The organism is Mesorhizobium argentiipisi (SeqCode), from assembly GCF_037179585.1.
GTDB lineage: Bacteria > Pseudomonadota > Alphaproteobacteria > Rhizobiales > Rhizobiaceae > Mesorhizobium > Mesorhizobium argentiipisi.
Genome location: NZ_JAPYKO010000027.1, coordinates 54,866 through 79,086, shown reverse-complemented (window position 1 = coordinate 79,086; position 24,221 = coordinate 54,866). Strand labels below are relative to the sequence as shown.

17 protein-coding genes are annotated in these 24,221 nt (G+C 64.1%); 8 read left to right on the top strand and 9 right to left on the bottom strand.

Annotated features, from left to right (window positions below):
• Positions 1-2,833 (bottom strand): beta strand repeat-containing protein (locus tag O7A05_RS27515; RefSeq protein WP_337096191.1); only part of this gene is annotated, 2,833 nt, incomplete at its 3' end.
• 323 nt (positions 2,834-3,156) lie between these two features.
• On the opposite strand from O7A05_RS27515, the gene O7A05_RS27510 reads away from it, so the two are divergent.
• Positions 3,157-4,110: a transglutaminase-like cysteine peptidase gene (locus tag O7A05_RS27510; RefSeq protein ID WP_337096190.1), complete on the top strand. Its 954-nt coding sequence runs from the start codon at positions 3,157-3,159 to the stop codon at positions 4,108-4,110.
• Positions 4,111-4,200: 90 nt separating this feature from the next.
• Here the strand turns inward: O7A05_RS27510 and O7A05_RS27505 are convergent, their stop codons facing one another.
• Genes O7A05_RS27505 through O7A05_RS27490 form a run of 4 tightly spaced genes read right to left on the bottom strand, consistent with a single transcriptional unit; the run spans position 4,201 to position 9,756 of the window.
• The gene (locus O7A05_RS27505) at positions 4,201-4,842 is read right to left on the bottom strand and encodes a ribbon-helix-helix domain-containing protein (protein ID WP_337096189.1); all 642 of its coding nucleotides are present in this window, start codon (positions 4,840-4,842) and stop codon (positions 4,201-4,203) included.
• Positions 4,832-6,121 carry an HlyD family type I secretion periplasmic adaptor subunit gene (locus O7A05_RS27500; RefSeq protein ID WP_337096188.1) on the bottom strand — a complete coding sequence of 430 codons (1,290 nt, stop codon included), beginning with the start codon at positions 6,119-6,121 and terminating at the stop codon, positions 4,832-4,834. The genes O7A05_RS27505 and O7A05_RS27500 overlap by 11 nt, the downstream gene beginning before the upstream one ends.
• A gap of 15 nt (positions 6,122-6,136) precedes the next feature.
• Entirely contained in the window at positions 6,137-8,269 is a 2,133-nt protein-coding gene (locus O7A05_RS27495) for a type I secretion system permease/ATPase (RefSeq protein ID WP_337096187.1), read from the bottom strand.
• A 38-nt stretch (positions 8,270-8,307) separates the two neighbouring features.
• Positions 8,308-9,756 carry a TolC family protein gene (locus O7A05_RS27490; protein WP_337096185.1) on the bottom strand — a complete coding sequence of 483 codons (1,449 nt, stop codon included), beginning with the start codon at positions 9,754-9,756 and terminating at the stop codon, positions 8,308-8,310.
• Between the two features lie 415 nt (positions 9,757-10,171).
• Between O7A05_RS27490 and O7A05_RS27485 the strand changes: the two genes are divergently transcribed.
• A complete protein-coding gene (locus O7A05_RS27485; protein ID WP_337096184.1) occupies positions 10,172-11,512 on the top strand; it encodes an NAD(P)H-dependent oxidoreductase in 1,341 nt (446 codons plus the stop codon).
• On the opposite strand, the gene proC is transcribed toward O7A05_RS27485, so the two are convergent.
• The 3 genes from proC to O7A05_RS27470 form a co-directional block, all read right to left on the bottom strand.
• Complete coding sequence (proC, locus tag O7A05_RS27480) at positions 11,487-12,302, bottom strand: pyrroline-5-carboxylate reductase (RefSeq protein WP_337096183.1); 816 nt, start codon at positions 12,300-12,302, stop codon at positions 11,487-11,489. The two genes, O7A05_RS27485 and proC, sit on opposite strands and share 26 nt — an antisense overlap.
• A 140-nt stretch (positions 12,303-12,442) precedes the next feature.
• Positions 12,443-13,762 (bottom strand): O-antigen ligase family protein, encoded by a 1,320-nt coding sequence (locus O7A05_RS27475; protein WP_337096181.1) that lies wholly within the window; start codon positions 13,760-13,762, stop codon positions 12,443-12,445.
• The gene (locus O7A05_RS27470) at positions 13,731-14,729 is read right to left on the bottom strand and encodes a glycosyltransferase family 2 protein (protein ID WP_337096180.1); all 999 of its coding nucleotides are present in this window, start codon (positions 14,727-14,729) and stop codon (positions 13,731-13,733) included. The genes O7A05_RS27475 and O7A05_RS27470 overlap by 32 nt, the downstream gene beginning before the upstream one ends.
• A 169-nt stretch (positions 14,730-14,898) precedes the next feature.
• Between O7A05_RS27470 and O7A05_RS27465 the strand changes: the two genes are divergently transcribed.
• From O7A05_RS27465 to O7A05_RS27455, 3 genes are read left to right on the top strand one after another with little or no spacing between them, the layout of a single operon-like run.
• Positions 14,899-16,071, top strand: coding sequence for a glycosyltransferase (locus O7A05_RS27465; RefSeq protein ID WP_337096179.1), 1,173 nt, complete (start codon positions 14,899-14,901; stop codon positions 16,069-16,071).
• A complete protein-coding gene (locus O7A05_RS27460; RefSeq protein WP_337096178.1) occupies positions 16,068-16,862 on the top strand; it encodes a WecB/TagA/CpsF family glycosyltransferase in 795 nt (264 codons plus the stop codon). The genes O7A05_RS27465 and O7A05_RS27460 overlap by 4 nt, the downstream gene beginning before the upstream one ends.
• Positions 16,859-17,782 (top strand): DUF6492 family protein, encoded by a 924-nt coding sequence (locus O7A05_RS27455; protein ID WP_337096177.1) that lies wholly within the window; start codon positions 16,859-16,861, stop codon positions 17,780-17,782. Before O7A05_RS27460 ends, O7A05_RS27455 begins: the two co-directional genes overlap by 4 nt.
• A gap of 126 nt (positions 17,783-17,908) precedes the next feature.
• On the opposite strand, the gene O7A05_RS27450 is transcribed toward O7A05_RS27455, so the two are convergent.
• Entirely contained in the window at positions 17,909-19,204 is a 1,296-nt protein-coding gene (locus O7A05_RS27450; protein ID WP_337096175.1) for a lipopolysaccharide biosynthesis protein, read from the bottom strand.
• A 200-nt stretch (positions 19,205-19,404) separates the two neighbouring features.
• Between O7A05_RS27450 and O7A05_RS27445 the strand changes: the two genes are divergently transcribed.
• The 3 genes from O7A05_RS27445 (at position 19,405) to O7A05_RS27435 (ending at position 24,142) form a co-directional block, all read left to right on the top strand.
• Complete coding sequence (locus tag O7A05_RS27445) at positions 19,405-21,897, top strand: GumC family protein (protein ID WP_337096174.1); 2,493 nt, start codon at positions 19,405-19,407, stop codon at positions 21,895-21,897.
• A 228-nt stretch (positions 21,898-22,125) separates the two neighbouring features.
• Entirely contained in the window at positions 22,126-23,025 is a 900-nt protein-coding gene (folD, locus tag O7A05_RS27440) for a bifunctional methylenetetrahydrofolate dehydrogenase/methenyltetrahydrofolate cyclohydrolase FolD (RefSeq protein WP_337096172.1), read from the top strand.
• A 109-nt stretch (positions 23,026-23,134) separates the two neighbouring features.
• Positions 23,135-24,142 (top strand): GlxA family transcriptional regulator, encoded by a 1,008-nt coding sequence (locus O7A05_RS27435; protein ID WP_337096170.1) that lies wholly within the window; start codon positions 23,135-23,137, stop codon positions 24,140-24,142.
• Positions 24,143-24,221 lie beyond the last annotated feature (79 nt).

Genomic DNA, 24,221 nt, shown 5'->3' with positions numbered 1-24,221 from the left:
TCACCGTGAAGGCGCCGCTGAAGGAGGCTTCCGCATGCGTCGAGCCGGCAGGGCCGGTGCCCGAGCCGTTGACGCCGTTGTTGGTCGCCGCCGTCAGGTAGCTCTCGTCCACCGTCAGCGTCGGCGCCGCCGTGCCGCTCAGCGCGATCGTGGGAACATCATCCGTGATATTGATCGAAATGGTCGAAGTGGATGTATTGCCGAAGTCGTCGGTTACCGTGAACGTGAACACGTCCTGGCCGGGCTGCACATTGGGGCCGTCGTTGCCCGCCGGGACATTCGCTTCCGGATTGGTCAGCGTATAGGTGTAGGTGCCGTCCGCGTTGACGTGCAGGATGCCGTATGTGCCATTGATGTTCGTGCCGACATTGCCGTTTACGTCGCTGCCGATATTACCTGCCTGAACACCGGTCACGGCCGCCCCGTCAGGATCCGAGAAGGTCAACTTGCCCGTCGTCGTCTCCGAGCCGTCGCCCGCGTGCGAGCCGTCTACCGTCCCGGGGCCTAGATCGCCGGCTGGCGGCGTCGTGTCGAGGCCTGCCTCATTCACCGCCGCAACCTCCGCCACCACACGCGGTTGGCTGCCGGTCACGTCGATAGTCAACGTTGCCGGCGAGGTATCACCGTCACCGTCAGTGATGGTGTAGTTGAAGACGTCGCTGCCAGTCGGCGTGTTCGGATTGGCGTGATAGCTGTAGTCGCCATTGGCGTAGACCGTCAGCACGCCATGCGCGCCGGTAACCGTCGTGACGCCGTTGTCCGCTACCGAACCCGTCCAGGCGATCGACGCGATCCCGTCGGCTCCGGCGGTATCCGCAGCGCCGATGCCATGAGTGCTCGTGCCGGTCTCGACATTGCCGGTCACCGTCTCGCCCGACTGCGCTGCGTCCGTGTCGGCCTTGGCCGTCGGCACGTCGTCGATGACGTTGATGACCAGGTTGCCGGAAGCCGGCTGGTTATCCATGTCGGTCACAACGACCGCGAAGCTGGGTGCCGCTTCGGTATTGGCGCCATCGCCGCCCGTGGCGCTGGAGTAGTCCGCCGTCAGCTCGTAGCTGTAATGGATCGTGCCCGCGCCCGTCGCGCCGTTGTACTCGTACCACGCGCTCACTGTGCCGCCCGTGGTAGGGTCGATGAATGTCGTTGGATTTCCGGAATCGTTGGACAGTGCATGGTTGCCCAGCGTCACCGAGTTCACACCGTCCTGCGAGGTGAAGCCGAGCGTGCCGCTTACCGCATTCGAGCCGTCATGCAGCGTACCGCTCGCCAGTCCGGCCTCGTACACGATCGCACCGTCGGCGCCTGCGGCCGGGATATCGCCCAGCTTCGGCGGCTCGTTCCCGATATTGATCGTCAGCGTGGTGCTCGACTGATCACCGTCGCCATCCGTCAGCGTGTAGTGGAAGACATCGTTGACGCCACCGGGCGTGTTCGCCGCGCGGTCATAGGTGTAGTGGCCGTCCGAATAAAGCGTTAGCGTGCCGTATTGGCCCGCGATCGTGGTGCCGGTGACGGCGGACGTCACGTTCTGCGCCGCCCCCGTACCATAGGCCGAGGTTACGCTGGCGCCGTCCGCGCCCTTCACATCCGCGCTCGTGGATGGATCGGTCTCGCCGGCGCCGGTGATCACGTTGCCCGTGATCTGCGCATGGCTGCCCGCCGCGACGCTGTTTGCGTCCGCATTCGCAGTCGGCACGTCGTCGACGATCTGGACCGAAAGCGTGCCGGGAAGCGAAACGTCGCCGTCGCTGTCGGTCACCGTCACCGTCATGTTGTCGAAGATGGAATCGGTGCCCGTACCGGGATGCTGCTCGTTATGCACCAGCGTATAGGTATAGCTCACTTGGCCGGTCGCGGCGTCGTAGCCATTGATGGTCAGCGTGTTGCCGAACGGCGTCGTGATGTCGATCGGCGTCGATGCGCTATTGGCAAGCTGGGCACCCGAGATCACCTGGCCGTTGATGGTCACCGAGCCGATGCCGTCCGGCGAGTTGATGGTGAAGGTGCCGGTGTTGTGCTCGGAGGGGTCGTTGTCGACCGCTGCGCTGGTGCCTGCTTCGCCGGACCCCGTCGCGCCGGCGGTCTCGAGGCCCTTCTCATCGACGGTGGTGTCGCCGCCGGAGGTCGACGGCGTCAGGTCGATGATCGTCGGCGTCGAGTCCGGCAGCAATCCCGGGAACAGGTCGCGATGCTCCGGCTGGCCGAACGCCAGGTCCGTCGGCGGCAGCAAGTCGGTGAGGCCGAAGCCGTCGCCGATCCCGCCTGCGGGGTGTTCGAAATTTCCGCCCGCGCTGCCCGGCGAGCCGTTGCCGCCGGCCGAGATCGAGCCGTCGGCGCCGAAGGCGACATCGACATGGCTTGCCTCGAGCGCGGCGATCAGGGCCACGCGCGGCACCTCGACGTCGCCGAGGATGAAGGTCGGTACATTCAGCGCGGCGTCCTTGATGACGATCTGGGATCCGTCGGGCTGCGTGAGGACGAGATCGTGTCCGTCGACCTTGATGTTGTCGATCGACACGCTGGCCGGAAGCTTTACGACATTGCCGGCCTCGACGTGATATTCATGCGGGGTATTGCCTGCGGCTGCATTTGCCGCCGGTGCGTTTGCGGGAGCCGGAGCCTTGGCGTCGGCCGCCGGCTGGTTCGCGGCCGGCGCATTGGCCGCGCCCTGCGCCGGCGCGCCGCTGCCGACATCGACCGGCACTGGCTCGCTCGCCGCCTGGCCGGTGGTCGCCTGCGCAACCTGCACACCCGTCGATGTTTGATTTTCAGCGGCGCTCATATGCTCGTCCCAGGAATTTGAAACGGCGTCGAATTCGATATTGGTCGTCATAGCTAAAGCCCCTCCGGCATTTCCCGGAAAGAGACATGTCGGGCCCGCGCTTTGCAACAGGCCTTCAATCTATTTCATATATTCGAATATGTAGAGAATCGCATTTTTTACACTTGGTAAATTGCGATCATATATCTGGATATATATGATCTTAAGGAGGGCGGGGTTGACCGCGTTGCGTGCTGCCGCCTTGGTAAATGGAAGTATAATTTTGGATAAAATTTGATGCAAAATAGAATAGCGTGATTCGCGGAAATTTACCCACCTTCCTTTCCGATAATTTGAGACAAGATTGGTAGCGTCCACAGTCAAAGGTGGGCGTTATGAAAATACAAAAAGCAGGCCCGACGGGGATCAAGGTACTCTTGCTGGCGATCGGCCTTGCCGCTTCGGCAGATCCATCGTCGTCGGCAAGCGCGAATTCGAGCGCGGCTCCTGTCCTGCAAAAGGTGCTTGCGCCGGCGAGCCTCGGCGGCGTTTCGCTGGCCCGGCCGCTGCTCTGGCAGCCGGCCGCCGACTACCGGATCGCAGAGGTTTCGGCGGGCTATGCGCCGACAGTACCTTATCAGGTTGAAGCGAACTCGACCGCAACGGCCGATCCCGGCATCGACCCGATCCAGACCGCCGCGATCATTCCCGGCGTCTTCGGCTCCGTCGCTTTGTCGATGCGCAACTTTCCGGTCGCGGCGCGCTGGGCTCCAGTCTACAGGGCCATCGTCGATTGCACCGCCGGCAGCCCCTGCGACCACGAGAGCCCGGCTTTCGCCGAGATCGTCAAGATCGCCGCTGACAAGGGCTTTCGCGAGAAGCTGTCCTTCGTCAACAGCAGCATCAACCGCCTGATTGCCTATCGCAAGGACAGCGTCGTCTACGGCAAGCTCGACTATTGGGCGAAGCCTTCGGAGATCCTCGAGCATCGCGCCGGCGATTGCGAGGATTTCGCCATATTGAAGATGGCGGCGCTGCTCAGAGCCGGGATCCCGGCGCAGAGCATGTCGCTGGTGGTGCTCCAGGATCGCCGCCGCGAGTTCTTCCATGCCGTCCTGTCGGTAAGCACGGGAAGCGGCGCCTTCATCCTCGACAGCCTCGGCAACGCGGTCATGCGCGACAGCGATCTGCCCGACTATGTTCCGCTCTATTCCTTCAGCACCGACCGCGCCTGGATCCACGGGTCGAAGTCCGGCGCGCAGATCGCCGACATTGCCGGCGGCTTCACGACGGTAGCGCCGGGCGAAGGATCGCCGGAACCATCAGCGGCTTCGAATCCGAGGCAGTAGACTGCGGTTCAGCCTTTCACGGAAACGGCAACCGTTCCGTTTTTACGCAAATTCCGGATGACAAAACCGGCCCGTGCTTTCTGGAATGGCTCAGCCGTTGTAGACGAAAGCCATCAGCAGTTCCGGCTCGGTGACGGGTGCACGCACAGCGCTGAGCTGGCCGCGATAGCGGCGCTCGCCGGCGCCGATGACGAAGCCGCTGGTGACGGGCGTTTCGCCATTGGCGTCGAGCCGGGCGAAGATATCGGGAACGTTGAGATCAAGCGCCAGCTTCAGGTCCTGGCGCCCATCCTCGCCGGGTGCGCTCGGCAATTGGCGCCTGACCAGTTGCTGGAACGGCGTGTTGAAGGCCAGGATCTTCTTCGACGAAGACAGGGCGAAGGCGGGGGAGGGGCAGGCGACCAGGATCGCGTTGATCGTGGGGATCGAAGCGAGCTTGCGCAGCTCCATGCTCTCCTCGGTTAGGCCGCGCATGCAGGCGACGCGGATCGCCGAGGTGAGGTTGCCCTGGTCGGGATGGTGTTCGGCGATCTCCTCGACCAGCATGCCGATCGTGCATTTGCGGCTTTCGGCCATCTGCTTCAGCGACACCCAGAAGGCGCGCTCCAGCCGGATGCCGCGACGCACGCCGCCGCGCGCCACGACGCGGAATTCGGGGCCGAAGTCCTCTGCCGCGAGCGCCGGCAGCAGCCGGTCGCGCGAAGTGCCAGTATGGATTGCGCTATCGCTCACTCATTGCCTCCTGACGCGCCTTGTTGATGGGCTTCAAAAGATAGTTGAGGATCGTCTTGCGTCCGGTCTTGATGTCGACCGAGCAGATCATGCCGGGGATGATCGAATAGGTCTTGCCGTTCCGTGTAAGCGTCGATTTGTCGGTGGCGACCCGTACCTGGTAATAGGGCTCGCCCGTCTTCTGGTCGACGAGACTGTCGGCGGTGATGTTGGAAACCTTGCCCTCGATGCCGCCGAAGATCGAGAAGTCATAGGCCGTGACCTTGATGAGCGCCTCCTGGTTCGGCTGGATGAAGGCGACGTCGCGCGGCGAAACCCGGGCCTCGACCAGCAGTGTCTCGGAGGTGGGCACGATGCCGGCCACCACCGCCCCTGGCTGCACGAAGGCGCCGAGCGTGTTGACGTCGAGCGTATTGACGATGCCGTCGACCGGTGAGCGGATGTCGGTGCGCGCCACCTTGTCGGTGGCGCCGCGGATGGTTTCGTCGACCACGGACAGATCGGCGAGCGCCTGCGTCAGGTCGCTCAACGCTTCCTGCTGCAATTGCAGCCCCAATTCGTTCACCTGAAGCTGCGCTTCTGTGATCGCCCCCTGGCTCTTCTTGATGGTCTCGCCGGCAAGGGTTAGCTGTCCGCGAAGGTCGGTCTGTTCCCGCTCGACGCGGATCTGTTCGGTTCTGGCCATCAGGCCTTTCTTGACCATGGGTTCGACCAGCGCCGCTTCCTGGTCGGTGACGGCAAGGCTCTTGGACAGGCGGTCGGCGTTGGCAGTCGCCTCGTCGAGTTCCTTCTCGCGCTGGTCGAGGCGTGATTTGAGAACCGACAGCTTGACCTCGAAATTGTCGCGGCGCGCGACAAGCAGCTTCTGCTCGTTGTCGCAGATCTCCGGCGCGATCTTCTGGATTTCCGCCGGACAGGGAAACGACCCTTCGACGCTGCCGCTCTGCTCGAACTGCAGCCTGGCGATGCGCGCCTGCAGCGCGCGCGCCTTGGCCTTCTCTTCGCCAAGGCTGGACGTGTTGCCCGAATTGTCGAGACGGATGATGAGGTCGTTCTTCTTGACGATTTGGCCGATCTGGACGGCGATCTCCTGCACCACGCCGGCTTCGCTGGCCTGGATGATCTGCGTCTTCGAAGCGGGTATCACCTTGCCGTCGCCGCGCGCGATCTCATCGACCTCGGCGAATGATGCCCAGGCCGTGAAGCACACGAACAGCGCTCCGACGATGTAGACGGAGGCCGAGGCGAATAGGGGTGGCCGGTCTTCCCTTGCTAGCATATCCATACGTTCCGGTCAGGCATTTGCCTTCTGCAGCGCCTGGATGACTTGTTCCTTCGGCCCGTCGGCGACGACGCGGCCCTGGTCGACGACGATGAGGCGGTCGGCAAGCTCCAGCATGCTGTAGCGATGGGTCGACACGATCAACGTCGTGCTGCGGTCGAACGCCACCTTGAGCTGCTTGATCAACTGCCGTTCGGAGGCGAGATCCATCGAACCTGACGGCTCGTCCAGGAAGACGATCTTCGGTTTGGTCAAAAGCAGCCGCGCGATCGCCACCGCCTGCCTTTGCCCGCCCGACAGATTGGTGCCCCGCTCGCCGACATTCATGTCGTAGCCGCGCGGATGCCGCGAGACGAAGTCATCGACGCCGGCGGCTTTCGCCGCGTCGATGATCTCCTCGTCGGTCGCTTCCGGCACCGCCATCAGGAGGTTCTCCTTGATGGTTCCCGAAAACAGGTCGCCGGCCTGCGCGACGATGCCGACCGCGGCGCGAACTTCCGAAGGGTGGTATTGGCGGATATCGATGCCGTCGACCAGCAGCTCCCCTGACGTCGGCAGGTAAAGCCTGCCTATCAGCCGGCCCATCGTGGTCTTGCCGGAGCCGATGCGGCCGATGATGCCGACCCGTTCGCCCGGCCGGACCGCGATGTTGAGCCCGCTCAGAACCTCGTTTTCCGTGCCTGGATAGGCAAAGCCGACATTCTTGAAGACCACCGCGCCGCTGCGGATCGGCCGGTTGACGAAGCCGACCGTGTCGGGGCGGTCCTCCGGCTGCGACATGATCGTGTTGATGATCTTGAGCGACAGCATGGCTTGCCGGAACCGGGCAAGCGTGATGGCGATCTGACCGAGCGGCGCCACGGCGCGGCCGGCGAGCATCACGGTGCCGATGATGGCACCGGTCGAGACCTGGCCTTCCGAGAAGGCATAGGCGCCGGCCACAACCAGGGCGACGGTGACGAATTGCTGGATGGCGCCGGTGATGTTGCCCGCCGCCGCCGAGAGCTCCTTGATTTTTTCCGACGTATTGGCTGCATTCTTCGAGTGCTCGCCCCATTTGCGCAGTAGGTAGGCTTCGGCGCGCAGCGACTTGATCGTCTCCAGCGTCGAAATGGATTCGACCAGCAGGGCCTGGCGCTGCGACGCCTCGTTCATCGAGGCCGCGACCCGCTTGCCGATCCGCCGCTGCGTGATCAGCCCGACAATGACGGAGATGGCGAAGGCCAGCGCCGGTATGATCACCAGCCAGCCGCCAATGGCGTAGATCACAGCCAGGAAGACGAAGACGAAGATCGTGTCGATGAAGACGCTGATCGTGTTTGAGGTGAAGAATTCGCGCACGAACTCATATTGCGTGACGCGGTTTGCATATTCGCCCGTCGACCCCGGTCGCGCCGAAAGCGAGGAATTCAGTACTTTCTCGAACAGTAGGTAGGAAATCCGCAGGTCCGCCTTGCGGCCGGCGTAGTCTATCAGCGACGCCCTGGCCGTCTTGAGAAGCAGGTCGAAAAGGATCGCCGCGCCGATGCCGAGCGCCAGTACCCAGAGCGTCGAAATCGCCTTGTTGGGCAGGATGCGGTCGTACACGTTCATGGTGAAGATCGGCGAGGCGATCGCCAGCAGGTTGATGAACACCGCCGACAGCACCACCTTGGAGTAGGTGCGCCAGAACGACCCCATGGTGCCGGTCAGCCAATGGCGCCTTTCGATCCGCGCGGCGGTGCCGACCGTCATATCCTCGGCCTGGTTGGCATAGGTGATCGAGAAGGACGTGCCGCCGCTGATATAGCTTTCGGCGAGTTCCGACCTGCCGATCGTGGTGCGGCCGTTTTCCTGCGGCGCCGTCAGATATTGCCCGCCCTCCATTTCCGCCAGGAGAGCGATCGGCAACTGGCTGGAGCGAAAGACGATTGCCGGAAGATCGAAGCGGCCGCGCAGGAAATCGCGATGGCTGAAATCCTGGACCTCCAGGCCGATGCGCTCGGCCAGATGGCGGATCTCGTCCGGCCCGATGCGCGTCTCCGAGATCGGCACGCCGGCGAACAGCACCGTTTCCGCGCTTGGCCTGCCAAGATAGGCCGCGACAGCGCAGAAGCAGGCTTTGAAAGCCTCTTTGGGCGATAGGATATTAGGTTGCTGGTTCACGATCCGCCCCGAGGGCCCGAAGATCGATACTACATCGGCTACTTTTTCCTGACCGGCGCGAGGATGTCGAACGGCAGATCGTTCTTCTGATCCGACGGCGTGCGCGCATAAGTCTCGGTATCGGCCGTAGCCGGCGCACCGAATTCCTCACGGGCGTAGGCCGCGGACTGCTTGGCCGGCTGGATGTTGAGTGTCTTCAGCAATTCCCCAGTTGCGGCCAGCAGCCGGTATTCCGCGAACAGCGACGCGTAGGACGACGTGTCGGCCAGCGTCGCTGTGTTGAAGCGCGTGTTCTGGGCATCAAGTACGTCGAGCAGCGAGCGCTGCCCGACCTTGAACTGCTCGCGATAGGAAGCGACCAGCTTTTCATTGGTGGCTGCCTGCTGGCGCAGCGTCTTTGCCAGTTCCGCCTGGCGGAAGCGGCGGTCCCACGAGGTACGAACGGCTTCCTCGATCTCGCGCAGCACCTGGTGCAGAGCAAGGCGCTGCTCGCTGGTGCGGCGGATCTGTTCCTGTTCGTTGGCCTTGTCGATGCCGCCGCGATAGAGGTTCCAGCGCAGCACCACCCGGGCCTGCAGGTCGCTCGCATCGCCATTGTCGCCGTCGATGTCATACCCGCCCCGGGCAACACCCTCGGCGGTAATCGTCGGGCCGTATTTCGCCCGCGCTGCGTCGACCAGCGAAGCGGCGGCGTCGATGTCGCTGTTGGCCATGTGGACGCGTGGATTGTTCTGCCTGGCGAGCCCGATCGCATCGTCCAGCGACCGCGGCAGGGCGGCCGCGACATCGGCCGGCCGCGAGGCGTTGGTCAGCGGCTTGCCGACATTCTTGAAGAAGCGGATCTTGGCCGCCTCGAGTTCTTCGGTCGCTTCCTGCATCCGCGCCTTGGCCGCATAAAGGCGTTCCTCGGCCTGCTGCCGGTCGGCGTCGTTGAGCGCGCCGCCCGCGATGCCTTGCCTGATGTCGCTGAGGATGGACTGATGGAAGCCGAGGTTCTTCTTGGCTTCGACCACGATCGAAGCCTGCAGCATGTATTCCAGATAGTCCTGGACGACTGCAAGTCCGATGAACTCGGAGCGTTCCAGAACCCTGAAGGAAGCCCCATCGACCCGCGAGGCCTGGCGGTTCAGTTCGGCCCGCCTTGCGCCGCTGTCATAAAGCGTCTGCGAGACAGTGAGATCGGCCTCGTTCGGATAGAGGGCTTTGTGATCTTCGTCGAGCGCGCGCCGTGTGTCGTTGTCCAGGCGCCGAACGCCGGTCGATGCTTCCAGATCGACGCTGGGAAGATAAAGGCCTTTGGCCTGTCGCAGCTCGAATTCAATTGCTTCGCGATTCTCGATCGCCTGTCCAATCTCCGGATTGGATTCCACAGCGACGGCAACGGCTTCTTTGAGTGTGAGTGCGCTGGCGCTACCACAAGCCAGCATCGACACCGTGACAGCAAGCGCAACGCGCCAGCCGACGGCAATTTTACCCGTCCTGGTCATTTCTACCCCGTGACTATCCCCGCGCCATTTTGTTTTTTATTGGCGCTTATTTGCCCAAGCCTGCCACCGGAGCTTTCAGCTAGTATCTATCAGATTTTTCGAGGCCGTGAGCATATAATGGATTAGACACGCGCTAAAATTGCGATTTCCGACATTAGGGTTAAAGCCTGTAGCAAAAATGGCACAGGAACCGGGTGCGCTCGTCAGGACTCTCCCAGTTCGAAGCGGCATGCAATGGTGAATGGCCTGAAAGAAATGGCGAATCGTGCAGCGGCGACGCACAAGCTCCCGCGAAATCTGCTGCGGCCTGCAAAGCATGCGCAAGAAATCGCCATTTCAGCTTGGTTTGATTGGCAAACGCGGATCGTTCCCGGTATTGCGGGCCGGAGCAAAAAAAAGCCTTGGATTTTCTTGCATGACCAATATCGCCCTGACCGGGCTTGCCCGCGATCTTGCCCGACGCGCCGCCGAAGGCAGGCCGGTGCGGCTCGGCGTCATCGGCTCCGGCGAGATGGGGACCGATCTGGTGACGCAAGGCATGCTGATGCCGGGCATCTCGATCGCGGCCATCTCCACGCGCCGTCCGCACACCGCCCGTGAGGCGATCCGCATCGCCTATGGCGACGAGGCGATGGCGGTAGAGGCCGAAACCGCTTCCAAGGTTACCCGGGCGATCGAAGGCGGCAGGATCGCCATCACCTCGAACGAGATGCTGGTCACCAACCCGCTCATCGACGTCGTCATCGACGCCACCGGCAAACCGGGGGTCGCAGCCGATTTCGACCTGATGGCGATGGAGCATGGCAAGCATCTGGTGATGATGAATGTCGAGGCCGACGTGACCATCGGCTGCTACCTGAAGCAGCAGGCCGACCGGCTGGGTGTCGTCTACTCGGTCGGTGCCGGCGATGAACCTTCGAGCTGCATGGAGCTGATCGAGTTCGCCTCGGCGCTGGGCCTAAGCATCGTCGCGGCCGGCAAGGGCAAGAACAATCCGCTCAACCACGATGCGGTTCCGGACGATTACCGGGAAGAGGCGGCGCGTCGCAAGATGAACCCGCGCATGCTGGTCGAGTTCGTCGACGGCTCGAAGACAATGGTTGAGATGTGCGCCATCGCCAACGCCACCGGCTTGGTCCCGGATGTTCCCGGCATGCACGGCCCCAAGGCCGACCGCGACGAACTGGCCAGGGTGCTGATCCCGAAAGAGGATGGCGGCCTCCTGTCGAGGAAAAGCGTCGTCGACTACACGATCGGCAAGGGTGTGGCGCCTGGCGTCTTCGTCATCGTCGAGGCGGCACATCCACGCGTCGTCGAGCGCATGGACGATCTCCATGTCGGCAAAGGCCCTTATTACGGCCTGTTCCGGCCCTATCACCTGACTTCGCTGGAGGTGCCGCTCACCGCCGCCCGCATCATGCTCTACGGTAAGCCCGACATGGTGCCTCTGCCGAGGCCGGTGGCGGAAGTCTGCGCGGTCGCCAAGCGCGACCTTGCCGCCGGGGAGATCTTCGATGCTATTGGCGAGACCTGCTACCGCTCCTGGACCATGACCGTCACCGACGCCCGCGCCAGTCGCGCCGTCCCGGTCGGCTTGCTCGAAGGCGGCAAGGTGCTGAAGCCGGTGAAGAAGGGCGAGCTGTTGACTGAGGACAATGCCGTGCCGGACCGGGCAACGAGGCTCTACGCCCTGCGCCGGCTTCAGGATGACATGCTCTACGGAACGAAGTTTATTTCCCCAGCTCTATCGACCTAAGCCGCGCGGCCTCCACGGCTTCGGTGACGAGCTTCGTCAGGCGGTCGCCGCCCATCAGCACGGCCAAAGCCGCGGCGGTGGTGCCGTTGGGGCTGGTCACCTGCTGGCGCAGCACACCCGGCTCCTCGTCTGCTTCCGCGGCGAGCGAGGCGGCGCCGAAGACGGTCTGCATGGCAAGCAGCTTGGCGGTTTCGGCGGGAAGGCCTGCCTTCTCGGCTGCAACGGTCAGCGCCTCGATGAAGTGGAAGATATAGGCCGGGCCGGAGCCGGAGACCGCCGTCACGGCGTCCATGAGCCCCTCGTCGTCGATCGTCGTCACGACGCCGCTCGCCGAAAGCAGCTCAAGGACGAAGCGGCGGATGTCGTCGGAGACCAGCGGGTTGGAGAACACCACCATCATGCCCTTGCCGATCGCCGCCGGTGTGTTCGGCATGCAGCGGATGACCGGCGCGAGCTCGCCCAGGATTTCCTCGAAAGTGGCGACCGGCGTGCCGGCGGCAATGCTGAGAAAGCTGGTCCTGCCGTCGCCCAAGCGCTTGTACTGCGCCGTCACCTCGCGGATCACCTGCGGCTTCACGGCGATGACGACGAGATCGGGCACGGCGTCAGCCGGGATTGCTGCGGCGTCGGCGGCGGCGCGGCAGCCGAGATGTTCGGCGCGCTGGCGCAATTCGGCATTGGGTTCGACCACGAACACTGCCTGCGGCTCGAGCCTGGCGGATTTCAGCCAACCCGAGAGCATGGCGTAACCCATATTGCCGCAACCGGCGAGAACGAGCCTGGTCGTCATGAAAACCTCCGAAAAGAAGGCTTCCTTAAAGCAATTCCAGGAAAAGTGTGAAGCGGTTTTACGCGCGGAATTGCGCTAGAGCAAAGCTGCAATTGCGGAGCGCCGGAAAAGTCCAGTGGCGCGAGATCGACAGTCCAGGATCAGTGAGAGAGGCGAACCGGGATCGGCCGCAGCGAGACTTGCCTTAAGCCGAGCACGCCAAGCACGAAGAACAGCCAGACGGGATCGCCGCGATGGAAGAAGAAGCTTTCCAGGAAACCGTTCAGCGCCGTAAACAGCACCACCATCATGAAGAAATCGCCGAGGAAGATGTTTTCCTTGCGCGCCGGGATGCGCATGTAGTCGCGCAAGGGGGCGATCAGGAAGGTGTAGGCGGCGACGCAGAGCGCCGGGATGCCCATCAGCACCGCGATGTCGAGATAGCCGTCATGACCATGCACAATGGTGCGGATATCCCAGGGCCGGTCGAAGGGCTGATCCTGGTTGAGCAGCAGCGGCGTCCCCCAGAAGCTTTCATAGCCGTATCCGGTCCACGGCTTCTTCGCCAGCATCTCGCCGGCGAACTCCCAAAGCGTCGTGCGTCCGGTATAGGTCAGGTCGGGGAAATAGATCGCCGCCAGATGTTTCACCGGCGCGATGAAGACGATGCCGAGCGTGCCGACGGCGGTCGCGATGATCGCCAACGCGAACAGGATCGGCGTGCCCAGCCGCATGCCGATGAGGCTCGGCAGCACGACGATCATGATCGAGAACGGGACGAGGCCGGCGGTCGTCTTGGAGCCGGTGTGGAGCATGAACACCATCGCTGCGCAGAAGATGCCGCCGCCCCACCAGCGCTGTCCGCGCCGGAACAAATAGAGCCCGGCAAAGCTGAAACAGGCCATGACCGGCCCGGCAATGTTCTTGTGCGTGAAGATGCCGCGCCACAGGCCGGCATGCTCCGGCTCCTGCGAGTCGGCGGTGTGCAGCGCTTCGTGTGGAAAGACGATCAGGCCGATATAGGAAAGGCCGATCACCACCACGGCGGTGAAGATGACCACCCTGGCGAAGGAGTCTGCGTCGCGCGGCAGCACCAGGATGGTCGCCATGGTGATGATGCCGATCATGGTGAAGGAGGCCGCGCGCATCGCCGCGGGGGGATCGGTGGCGAGCACCACCGACAGGAAGAAGAAGCCCAGCATCAGCGCCCAGGAGGGGCTCACCAGCGAGCGCACCACGCGCGGATCGGCGAAGGCGAGCAGCGAGAAGATGGAGACCGCACCTAGCGAGCCGAAGCCGAGTTGGTTGATGATGTCGCCGCCGTCGCCGGTCAGTTCCGCGCCCGCCGGCTGGAAGGGCCGGAACGAGACCATGATGACGGTGAATAAGAGCGCGGCGATAACCGTCGCCACACCGTCCCTGGTGAAGGCGGCGCCGAGCGGCGCGCGCTCAATTCTTCTCAGGCTGTCGGTATTGCTCATTGGCATATCCGAATTCGGCGAGCACCCGGCCGAGCGCGACATAGACCGGATAGAGGCTCGTCGTCAGCGAGCCGGTGCGCGCCAGCCGGACGGCGCCGCGCAGCGGCGAGGCTGCAAGGAGCGCCAGGCTTTTGAGGAAAACTTTGGCGCCGGCAAACGGCGTGCCGGCCCGCTTCTTCTTTTCGACAAGCGTCGAGATCACGCCGTTGCGCAGGCTGCGGGCGCGGATCCAGTCGGCCTCGACGCGCCTGGCCGGCACGGTCTCGTTGACCTTTGCCTCGGCGCACCAGCCGAGAACGAACCCCTTCTGCGCGGATCGGCTGAGAAAGTCGGAATCGCCGCCGCCCATGAAATCGAACCTGAGGTCGAGGAAGGACGGTCCCATGGCCTTAAGCACGTTGCGCCCCACCAGCAAGTTGCCGGATGAATAGAGCGCCGGCACGCGGCCCGTCTCCCGATAGGGCGGCGCGAACACCGGATGTTCTGCCCATCTGCCGTGGCTTGGATCGGCGAAGACCGGCACTTGCGGGCCGCCAACAATATCGGCGCCAAGCGCCTCGGCGGCCTTGCACATACGCTCCAGCCAGTCTGGCTCGGCGATCTCGTCGTCATCGATGACCAGCAGGTGGCGAAAATTGGGAAACTGCAGGATCGCCGTCTGCCAACCGGCATTGTAGGCGCTGCAATTGCCGCGCTCATGCGCGATGATCACCAGGCCAGGTATCTCGCCGTCTTCGAACTGCGGCAGCACCGCGGCAGCGCCCTCGCGCGCTTCGGCCTCGTTTTCCATGACGATGACGGCGAAGCGCCGGTTGGTCCGCTGCGCCTTAAGCGAAGCCAGGGTTTCCAGCACCTGCCGCGGCCGCTTGAAAGTCGGCAGCGTCACGACCGCTTCGACGGTCTCGGCGGCGAGCCCCGGCGACCGTCCCGCGATCGATACAGAAGCGTCGGACGGCAAAGGGATCATCCGTTTCCAGCAGCGTGGGTTTGAGCCCTCGATAGCATCGCGGTGATAACGTTTCGTTAATCACCTTCTCGCCCGTCTGTCGGAAAAGTCGGGTCTTCGGCCTTTGACAATGCCATTTAATCAAGGCTTCACCGCGTTTTGCTACCGGATGCAGCCAAGGATAGGTGAGATGCATCTGCTGTTCGCCACATCGATCGTGCCCGATGGCGCTCTCGCCTCGGGCTACGAGATTGCCAATGCCGCGATCATCGATGCGCTGCGGCGCGCCGGCGTGCGCGTGACGGTGATCGGCTTCATCTGGCCGGGGAAGACCCCGTCCGATCCGCAAAACACCATCGTGCTCGACGCCGTCGAAGTCCGCACCGAAGGCGCTCCGCCGCTGCAAAAGCTTGCCTGGCTGGGTAAGGCGGTTCTCTCCGGCCTTACCTTCTCCTCGGTCAAGCTGCGCGTCGTTTCCGACGCACAAGTCCGCGACGCCATCGAGCGCGCCGGTCCCTTCGACGGCTATGTGCTGAATTCGGTGCAGTTCGCCGGCGCCTTTGAGAAAGTTCTCGCCGACCGTCCATTCGTCTTCGTCGCGCACAATGTCGAGCATCGCTCGGCCGAGGAAAATGCGGCCGCGGCCGGCAGCGCGCTTCAGCGCTGGATGTTCCGCCGCGAAGCCAGACTCCTCAAGGTCATGGAGGAGCACCTGTGCGGCGCCGCCCGCTTTGTGTTCACGCTGGCTGAGGAAGACCGCGCGGCACTTGGCGTTGCTTCCGACAGGCGCTCGGCGGTGCTGCCGCTGGTGACCCGCGCGGAGGCGCCGACAAACAAGGCGAAGCGCCGTATCGATTGCGACGCCGCGCTGATCGGCACCTGGACCTGGCAGCCCAACCGCATCGGCCTCGACTGGTTCCTGACGAAGGTCGTGCCGCATCTGAAGCCGGATTTCCGCATCAGGATCGCGGGCAACCTGCCTTCCGGCATCAGCTCGCCGCATCCCGGCGTCTCCTTCGTCGGCAGGGTTCCGGATGCGCAGGCCTTCGTGCGCAGCGCTGCCGTCATTCCCTTGATCAGCACCGCCGGCAGCGGTGTGCAGCTGAAGACGATCGAGACCTTCGAGCTCGGCCTACCGTGCGTCGCCACCAGTCGCTCGCTGCGCGGCATCGGCTATCGTCCCGACAATTGCGTTGTAACCGACGATCCGATTGCTTTCGCGGCGGCGCTGCAGGCGGCAGCGGCCAATGTCCGGGACGTCGATGGCAGCGCCTTCCACCGCCGCCAGTTGAAGGCGCTCGACGCCGCGATCGGCCTTGGTCTGGAGAAGCTCGGCGCCGTCAGGCAGGAGGCCGCCGCATGAACATGCACAGCGCGCGCGCCGCCTTCGGCTTCGATACGCTGAAGACCATTTTGGGCATTCCGGTGCTGGCCATAGGCTGGGACGAGGCCATCGCTCTGCTCACAAGGCTGATCGACGAGCGTCGCTTCACCAAGGTGAGCTTCCTCAACGCCCACAACGCCAACCTTGCCTGCACCGACCCGGTGTTTGCCGAGGCGCTGGAAAACTTCCTCATCCTCCCCGACGGCGTCGGCGTCGACATGGCGGCAAAGCTGCTTTACGGCGCGCCTTTCCCCAGCAATCTCAACGGCACCGATTTCATTCCGGCCTTCCTGCAGGCCTCGTCGCACCCGCTGACTGTGGCGCTGCTCGGCACGACGCGCGCCAATGCCGAAGCCGCATCCGCGAAGCTCTCGACGCTCGCCATGCAGCACAAATTCGTCGTCGTCCATGACGGCTTCTTCTCCGCCGCCGAGGAGCCGGCGATCCTCGATCGCATCGCCAGGCTGCGGCCGGATGTGCTGCTCGTCGCCATGGGCGTGCCGCGCCAGGAATTGTGGATCGAGCGGCACATCGACAGCCGCCATTGCACGCTGCCGGTGGCCGTCGGCGCGCTGCTCGATTTCATGAGCGGCTCTGTGCCGCGCGCGCCGCTATGGCTGCGCCAGCTGCGGCTCGAATGGCTGTTCCGCCTGTGGATCGAACCCGGCCGCCTGTGGCGCCGCTATATCGTCGGCAATCCGCTCTTCCTGTGGCGCGTCGTCAAGCAGAAGCTGTCGCTCGGCCCGCGACGGCTGGAGGCGCGCCGGTGAACAGCCGCTTCGTGCCGGATACCGCCACCGCTATAGAACCTCTGCCTCGCGCTCCCGCCGCCGCGATCGTCACGGCGAGCTACGCCCGCGATTTCGAGCGCTGCCGGTTGTTGTGCGAAACCATCGACCGCCACGTCACCGGCATGGCGCATCATTACATCCTTACCGAGCACCGCGACGTCGCGCTGTTTCGCCAGCTGGAGGGCAGCCGCCGCAGCGTTGTCGATGAGCGGGACCTGTTGCCGCGCTGGCTGCATGTCTTCGACGATCCGCTGAGCGGTTTTCGCCGCCGCGTCTGGCTGAGCCTCAAAACGCAGCCGCTGCGCGGCTGGCATGTGCAGCAACTGCGGCGCATTGCCATTGCCGGCCATGCGAAGGAAGACGTGCTGGTCTTCTGCGATTCCGATGTCGTCTTCCTGAAACCGTTCGACACCGGCGCCTTCTGGCGCGACGGCAAGGTGCGGCTGTTCCGGCGCGACGGCGTGCTGTCGAACGATGGTCATGACGAGCATCGCATCTGGTCGCGCAACGCGGGGCGCGCGATCGGCATCGACCCCGCCAATCCATCGAGCCACGACTATATCTCGACGCTGATCGCCTGGCGCCGCGAGACGGTCAACGCGATGTGCGAGCGCATCGAGAAGGTGCATGGCCGCGACTGGGTCGGCGTCGTCGGCTCGGCGCGCCGGTTCTCCGAATGCATGATCTATGGTCGCTACGTCGACGACGTGCTTGGAGGCGCAGGCCATTTCCGCGGTTCGGAGGCGTTCTGCCGCGTCCACTGGAATGGCGAACCGCTGTCGGATGACGAGTTCCGCCGCTTCGTCGGCACCATGGCTCCGGAACAGGTGGCGATCGGCATGCAGTCCTTCATCGGCACCGATATCGGCCGCATCCGCCGCCTGATCGGCCTTGATTAGCCTGCGCGGGATTCAGGTCAGGCCGAGTCGAAAACAGTGGCTTCCGGGAACCGGAGCGGAGCGTACTAAAGTACGTGAGCACCGGAAGCGCAGGGAGCCGCTGTTTGCAGGCCGGCCTCACTTGAATCAGATCGCCTTCGCCGGGCGGCGCATGGCCGAATAGGTAAGCAGCATCGAGGCGAGATAAAGCAGCAAAAAGACGATGTTGAGCGACAACACCAGGTTGGGCGTGTCGGGGATCGTCGTCAGCACATAGGTCAAGAGCACCGCCTTCAATCCCGCGAGCAGGCCGAGATTGATCGCCCGCACCGCCGTCTGGCCGCGCGCGAAGAGTAGCTCGGCCTGGTATTCGACGAGGTTGCGCAGGCCGGGAACGCAGACCGCCAGCGCCACCAGCGGCGCTGCCTCGGCGACATTCCTGCCGAGCGCATTCGGGAAGAAATGCAGCACGATGCCGAGCGATGCCAGCGCCAGCGTCGAGACCAGGAACACGCCGCCTTCTATGCCGCTCTTGACCGCCAGCCGCGACAGCAGCTCCGGCGCACGCATCATGCGCTGCACCAGCATCATCGAGAAGGTGCGGATCGGGATCGCGGTGAGATCGACCAGCCGCATGATGATGGCATAGATGCCGGCCAGATGCGGTCCGCCGATCGACAGCACCAGCAGTTTGTCGAACTCCATCTGAAGATAGAACAGCACTTCGGAGCCGGCGACATAGAAGGAATCGGCAAGCCGCCGGAAATAGAGCTCGGCGCGCAGCCTCAGCCGCTGGCGCGGATAGAAGAAGACGAAGGCGACGACGAGCGAGGCAGCATTGGCGCCGATATAGAACAGCGACCAGACGCCGATCGTGTGCCGCGCGCCAAGCATGAACAGGATCGCGCCGACTGCCCTGAGCGCCGTCGCCAGGATGGCGAGCACGGCCGCCCGCCCGAACTTGCCGAGCCCGTTGTTGACGATCAGCGCCACTTCCACCGGCCGCCACAGAAGCGCTTCGGCGAAGACGACAGCGGCGAAGGCCAATAACGGCACTGTGCCGGCGAAGAAGATCAGATAGACGCCGTAGGAGGCAGCGGCGAGGAACGGCAGCGACAAGACGCCGAGAAGCAGAAAACCGGCGGTGAAGGTGCCGATCAGGTTGGGGCGGATCGTGGCGGTGCGGTAGAGCGCCGAGATGAAGCCGAAGGCGAGGATGCGCGACAGCATGATGCCGGCGGCCGAGGCGGTTGCGAACATGCCGAATTCGGCGATCGAAAGCGTGTTGGCCAAAGCGATGAAATAGGCGAGCGAAAACACCAGCCGACCGCCGGCGCCGCTGATCACCGAGAAATAATCGAATACCAGTTTCCGGCGGGTGGCCACGAAGTGGCCGATCCGCGCGAAGCTCCGCCTTTGCGGCATGTCGCTGGCCTGGGTCATATCCGGGGCGATAGATAGGCTTAAAAAGTTTAACGCGGCGTTCTGGCGCCCGTCCGGCGGCGCCGAAATGCCGCGAACAACGCCAGAAACCGTGTGGTCCGGGTGCAAAATTAACCGTTTGTTTCCTATGCCCGTTTAGCCTGACTTAACGATTGGCCGATCCGCCGCGCGCAAGCCGCCAGAGAGTAAGTTCCAGGACAATGGTCGACAGGGATAACCGTGATGACTGGAGGCGCGAGCGTTCTCTGCTCGCGCTCGGCCAAGCCATGCGTGGCGATGACAACACGGTTTCAATCGGCGACCGGGCCAATTCCTCCTGGCGCGAGGACGCCGCCGCCCGCCACCGCGCCGCGCGTTCCGAGCGTGAAGGGAAGTGGAATCCGCAGCCCGGCGATACCGGCGGATTTGGCCCCGAGCAGGTGCAAGCGGAATCGGAGCCGGTCGAAACCGAGTATGACTGGCGCGGAAGAAATCGGTCCGCTTCATCCGGGTCCTTCTATGAATCCCCGTCGGAGAGTCATCAGCCACAGGCCGCTTCCGAACCTCATACGCGCCGGCCGCCGGCCGGCAGCGATACCGAGGAATGGAAGCCGCTGATCGACCCGATGCAGGTCATTCACGGTATCGCGCGATCCAAGGCGCTGATCCTGTCGACGACCATTCTTGGTGCCGCGCTCGGCGTCGCCATCGCGCTGTCGACACCAAAGAAATATGAAGCCACCACCGACGTCATCGTCGACCCGCGCGACCTCAAGCTCACCGATCGCGACCTGACGCAGAACGTGGTCGCCTCGGATGCGACGCTCGCCATCGTCGAGAACCAGGTCCGCATCCTGACCTCGGGAACCGTTCTCAAGAAGGTCGTCACCGACCTCAACCTCACCAACGACCCTGAATTCAACGGCCAGCGCGAGGGCGGCTTTGGCCTGATGTCGACGCTCCGCTCGCTCCTGTCGCGGCAGGATGCGGGCGCCGCCGATGAGGCGCGTAAGCGAGCGCTGGCCGTCGGCAATCTGTATGAAAGCCTCGACGTCGAGCGTGGCGGCAAGACCTTCGTGGTCTCGGTCAGCGCCACGACGCAGAACGCGGAGAAATCCGCCTTGATCGCCAACACCATGGTCAAGGCCTTCAGGCAGATCTCCAGCGAGATCCAGTCCAGCACGGCGGGCCGCGCCAATGACGAGCTCACCGCCAGGCTCGACGAATTGCGCAAGGGCGTCGAGACCGCCGAGCGCAACGTCGAGGATTTCAGGGCGACGCACGACCTTGTCGATGCGCAGGGCCACCTGATCAGCGACGACCAGATGCTCAAGCTCAACGAGCAGCTTTCCGTCGCCCGCGCCCGCACGCTCGAGCTCAACGCCCGCGCCGCGTCGGCGCGCTCGTTGAATGTCAATTCGGTCCTGAGCGGCACTTTGCCGGAAGAGATCAACTCCAACACGATGAGCGAGCTGCGCTCGCAATACGCGGCGCTGAAGCAGGAAGCCGACCGCGCCGAGGTCAAGCTCGGACCGCGGCATCCGGAAATCGGGGCGCTCAACGCCCAGCTCGCCGGCGCGCGTGAGCGCATCGGCGCCGAGCTGCAGCGCATCGCGTCCTCGCTGCAGGTCGACCTGAAGCGCTCCGTCCAGCTCGAGCAGGACCTTTCCTCGCGCCTGGCGCAGGCCAAGGTGCAGAGCGGCGACGTCAACAACAATCTGGTCTCGCTGCGCGAGCTGGAGCGCGAGGCCGCCGCCAAGCGTTCGGTCTACGAGCAGTTCCTGCTGCGCGCCAAGGAAACCGGCGAGCAGAAGGACATCAACACCGCCAACATCAGCGTCATTTCGGATGCCTATGCGCCACTGCAGGCCAAAGGGCCGTCGCGCGCGGTGATGGCCTTGGCAGGCCTGTTCGCCGGCCTGTTCGCCGGCATCGGCCTCGGCGGGCTGCGCGGCGTCTATGCGAGCCTGCGCGAGACGGCCGACAACCGCGCGCGGCGCAGGGTCGATGAGCGCGGTCCCAGGGTGGAGAGCAATTCCAACGGGGCCGCTCCGCCGCCGGCGCCGCCGCCGCTCGTGACGCCGCCGCCGGCTCCACCTGTCGCTCCGCCTCCGGTTCGGTCATTCACGCCGCCGCCAGCTCCGTCATTCGCGCCGCCCCCAGCGGCGGCATCTTACACATCGCCCCCAGCCGCTTCGTTTACGCCGCCACCTGCCTCACCCCTGGCCCCTCCGCCGGTGTCGGCCGCGGCGCCGGCTCCGGCGCAATCCGTCATGCCGCCACCGACGCCCGACAACGACGCCGGCCGTCCGGGGCTGTTCGGCTCGCTGGCCTCGGCGGTTCGTTATTTCGTGCGACGCGAGCCGGCTGAAACGGTTGATCTGGACTCTGTCCCGCCCGAAAGCGCCTGGCGCGCGCCTGACCGTGAAGAGCGCCATGCCGGGGCTGAGACACAGGCGCGGGAGAATTTCCGGCCGCCTTACGAGCAAGGCTATTCCTATTCGTATCGGCCGGACCATGGCCGGACCGATCCGTACGAGGATCATCGTTCGGCATCGCCCGCCTCTTACGACCCGCAGTCTCCTGCCAGCGGCCAGATTCCACGGCCACCTGCCGACCAGCAAGGCGAGATCGACGAGATCCGCGCCAGCCTGCGCGAATTCCGCGAGGCGGTGCGCGAGCTGACCGAAAGCCGGGCGCGCCGCTATTTCTAAGGCGCCCGCATTTCCAGATCGCCGTATTTCTAAGCCGCTTGCGGTTCGATAAAAGCAGCCGGTTTCGGGTTTACGGCATCCGACGACGCTTTGACGGGATTGCCTTGTCGAATTTTCGTGAAAATGCCGCGCTGCATTTCGGCCGACTTCGCCCTGCGTCGGCGGATCGGGATGCGGGAGTGAGGCATGGGGCATGCATCGATGCGGCCTCAAAACGGAGAGTTCGTGATGACCGAAGTGATCGACGGAAAGCGTGTCGCCGAGGATGTGGTTTCGAAGGTCAAGGCGCTGACGTCGGAGCTTTCGGCCAAAGGCGCCACCAAGCCCGGCCTTGCGGTGGTGATCGTCGGCGAGGATCCGGCAAGCCAGGTCTATGTCGCCTCGAAATCGCGCACCGCTAAGGAATGCGGCTTCCATTCGCTCCAGCATACGCTGCCGGCCGACACCACCGAGGAACAATTGCTGAAGATCATCGGCGACTTGAATGCCGATAGCTCGATCCACGGCATCCTCGTGCAACTGCCGCTCCCCGGCCACATCGACGCCGGCAAGGTGATCCAGACAATCGCGCCGGAAAAGGATGTCGACGGCTTCCACTTCATCAATGTCGGCAAGCTCGGCACCGGCGAGCTCGATACCGCATTCGTGCCCTGCACGCCGGCGGGCTCCATGCTTTTGATCGAGCGCGTGCGCGGCAAGAACCTGTCAGGCCTCAGCGCCGTCGTCGTCGGCCGCTCGAACATCGTCGGCAAGCCGATGGCCAATCTGCTGCTCGCCGCCAACTGCACTGTCACCATTGCGCACAGCCGCACCAGGGATCTGCCGGCGCTTGCCCGCACCGCCGACATCCTGGTTGCCGCCGTCGGTCGCCCGGAAATGGTGAAGGGTGACTGGGTAAAGCCCGGCGCGACCGTCATCGACGTTGGCATCAACCGTATCCCGGCGCCCGAGAAAGGCGAAGGCAAGAGCCGCCTGGTCGGCGACGTCGCCTATGCCGAGGCGGCCAAGGCGGCGGGCGCCATCACGCCGGTGCCGGGCGGCGTCGGGCCGATGACCATTGCCATGCTGATGGCGAACACTGTAGCTTCCGCCTACCTCGCGGCCGGACTGAAGCGGCCGTCCTTCTGATTTTGAGAAAGCCTTGCGTTGCCGAACCTGACTGTTCCCCAGCATTTTGCAGCCAAGTGGAACCACTTGGCGTTGCACAAATGCGGCTGAAATAAAGGGACAGAGCAGGATGCCCCACTCGACCCAGTCGCATCCCGCTCTCGAGCGGCCGATCACGAGCGATCCCGTTCAGGGCGGCCGTCAGTTCGGCTTCCTGCTGGTCGACAAATTCTCGATGTTCTCGCTGGCCGCTGCCATCGACTGCTTCCGTTCGGCGAACCGACTACTCGGCCACGATTTCTATGGCTGGACGACGATCTCGGCCGACGGCGACTCGGTCATGGCCTCGAACGGCTTGCCGTTGAAAATCGACTATTCGGTCGCCGACATGCCGCCAGTCGATATCCTGTTCGTCTCGGTCGGCCTCTCCATCGAATTTCCCGGCAAGAGCAAGGTGCTGGCGGCGCTGCGCAGCTGGGGCCGGCGCGGCAATGCGCTCGGCGCCCTGTCGGTCGGCTCTTATCTCCTGGCCGAAGCCGGGCAGCTCGACGGCTATCGCTGCACCATCCATTGGGAGAACCGCGCCGGCTTCATGGAGCGTTTTCCCGACATCAACTGCACCGGCAATGTCTTCGAGATCGACCGCAAGCGTTACACCTGCGCCGGCGGCACCACCTCGATCGACCTGATGCTGGAGATCGTGCGCGGCGATTTCGGCTCCAACCTTGCCAACGGCGTCGCCAACCAGTTCCAGCACGAGCGCATCCGCTCGGCAGGCGACCGCCAGCGCGTCGGACCGGAGCGGGACCTCACCGGCAAGTCGGAAAAGCTCAGGCGCATCGTCGAATTGATGGCTGACCATCTCGACGAGCCGCTGTCGGCGGTGCAACTCGCCAAATCGGCCGGCCTTTCGGTGCGCCAGGTCGAGCGCCTGTTCCTGCGTCATTTGAGCGTGACGCCCGGCCGCTACTATATGCGGCTGAGGCTCGAACGCGCGCGCGAATTGCTGCGCCAGACCAACATGCCGATCCTCGACGTGGCGATCGCCACCGGCTTCACTTCGCATTCCTATTTCGCCCAGAGCTACCGGCTGCAGTTCGGTCGCCCGCCCTCGGAAGAGCGGCGCACCACCTACTAGAGCGACGTCCTTCATCCTCGGGCGGGCTTGTCTCCGGGCGCCGCGTCAAATAGCTTTCGCAGCGCGGACGAGGGTTGCT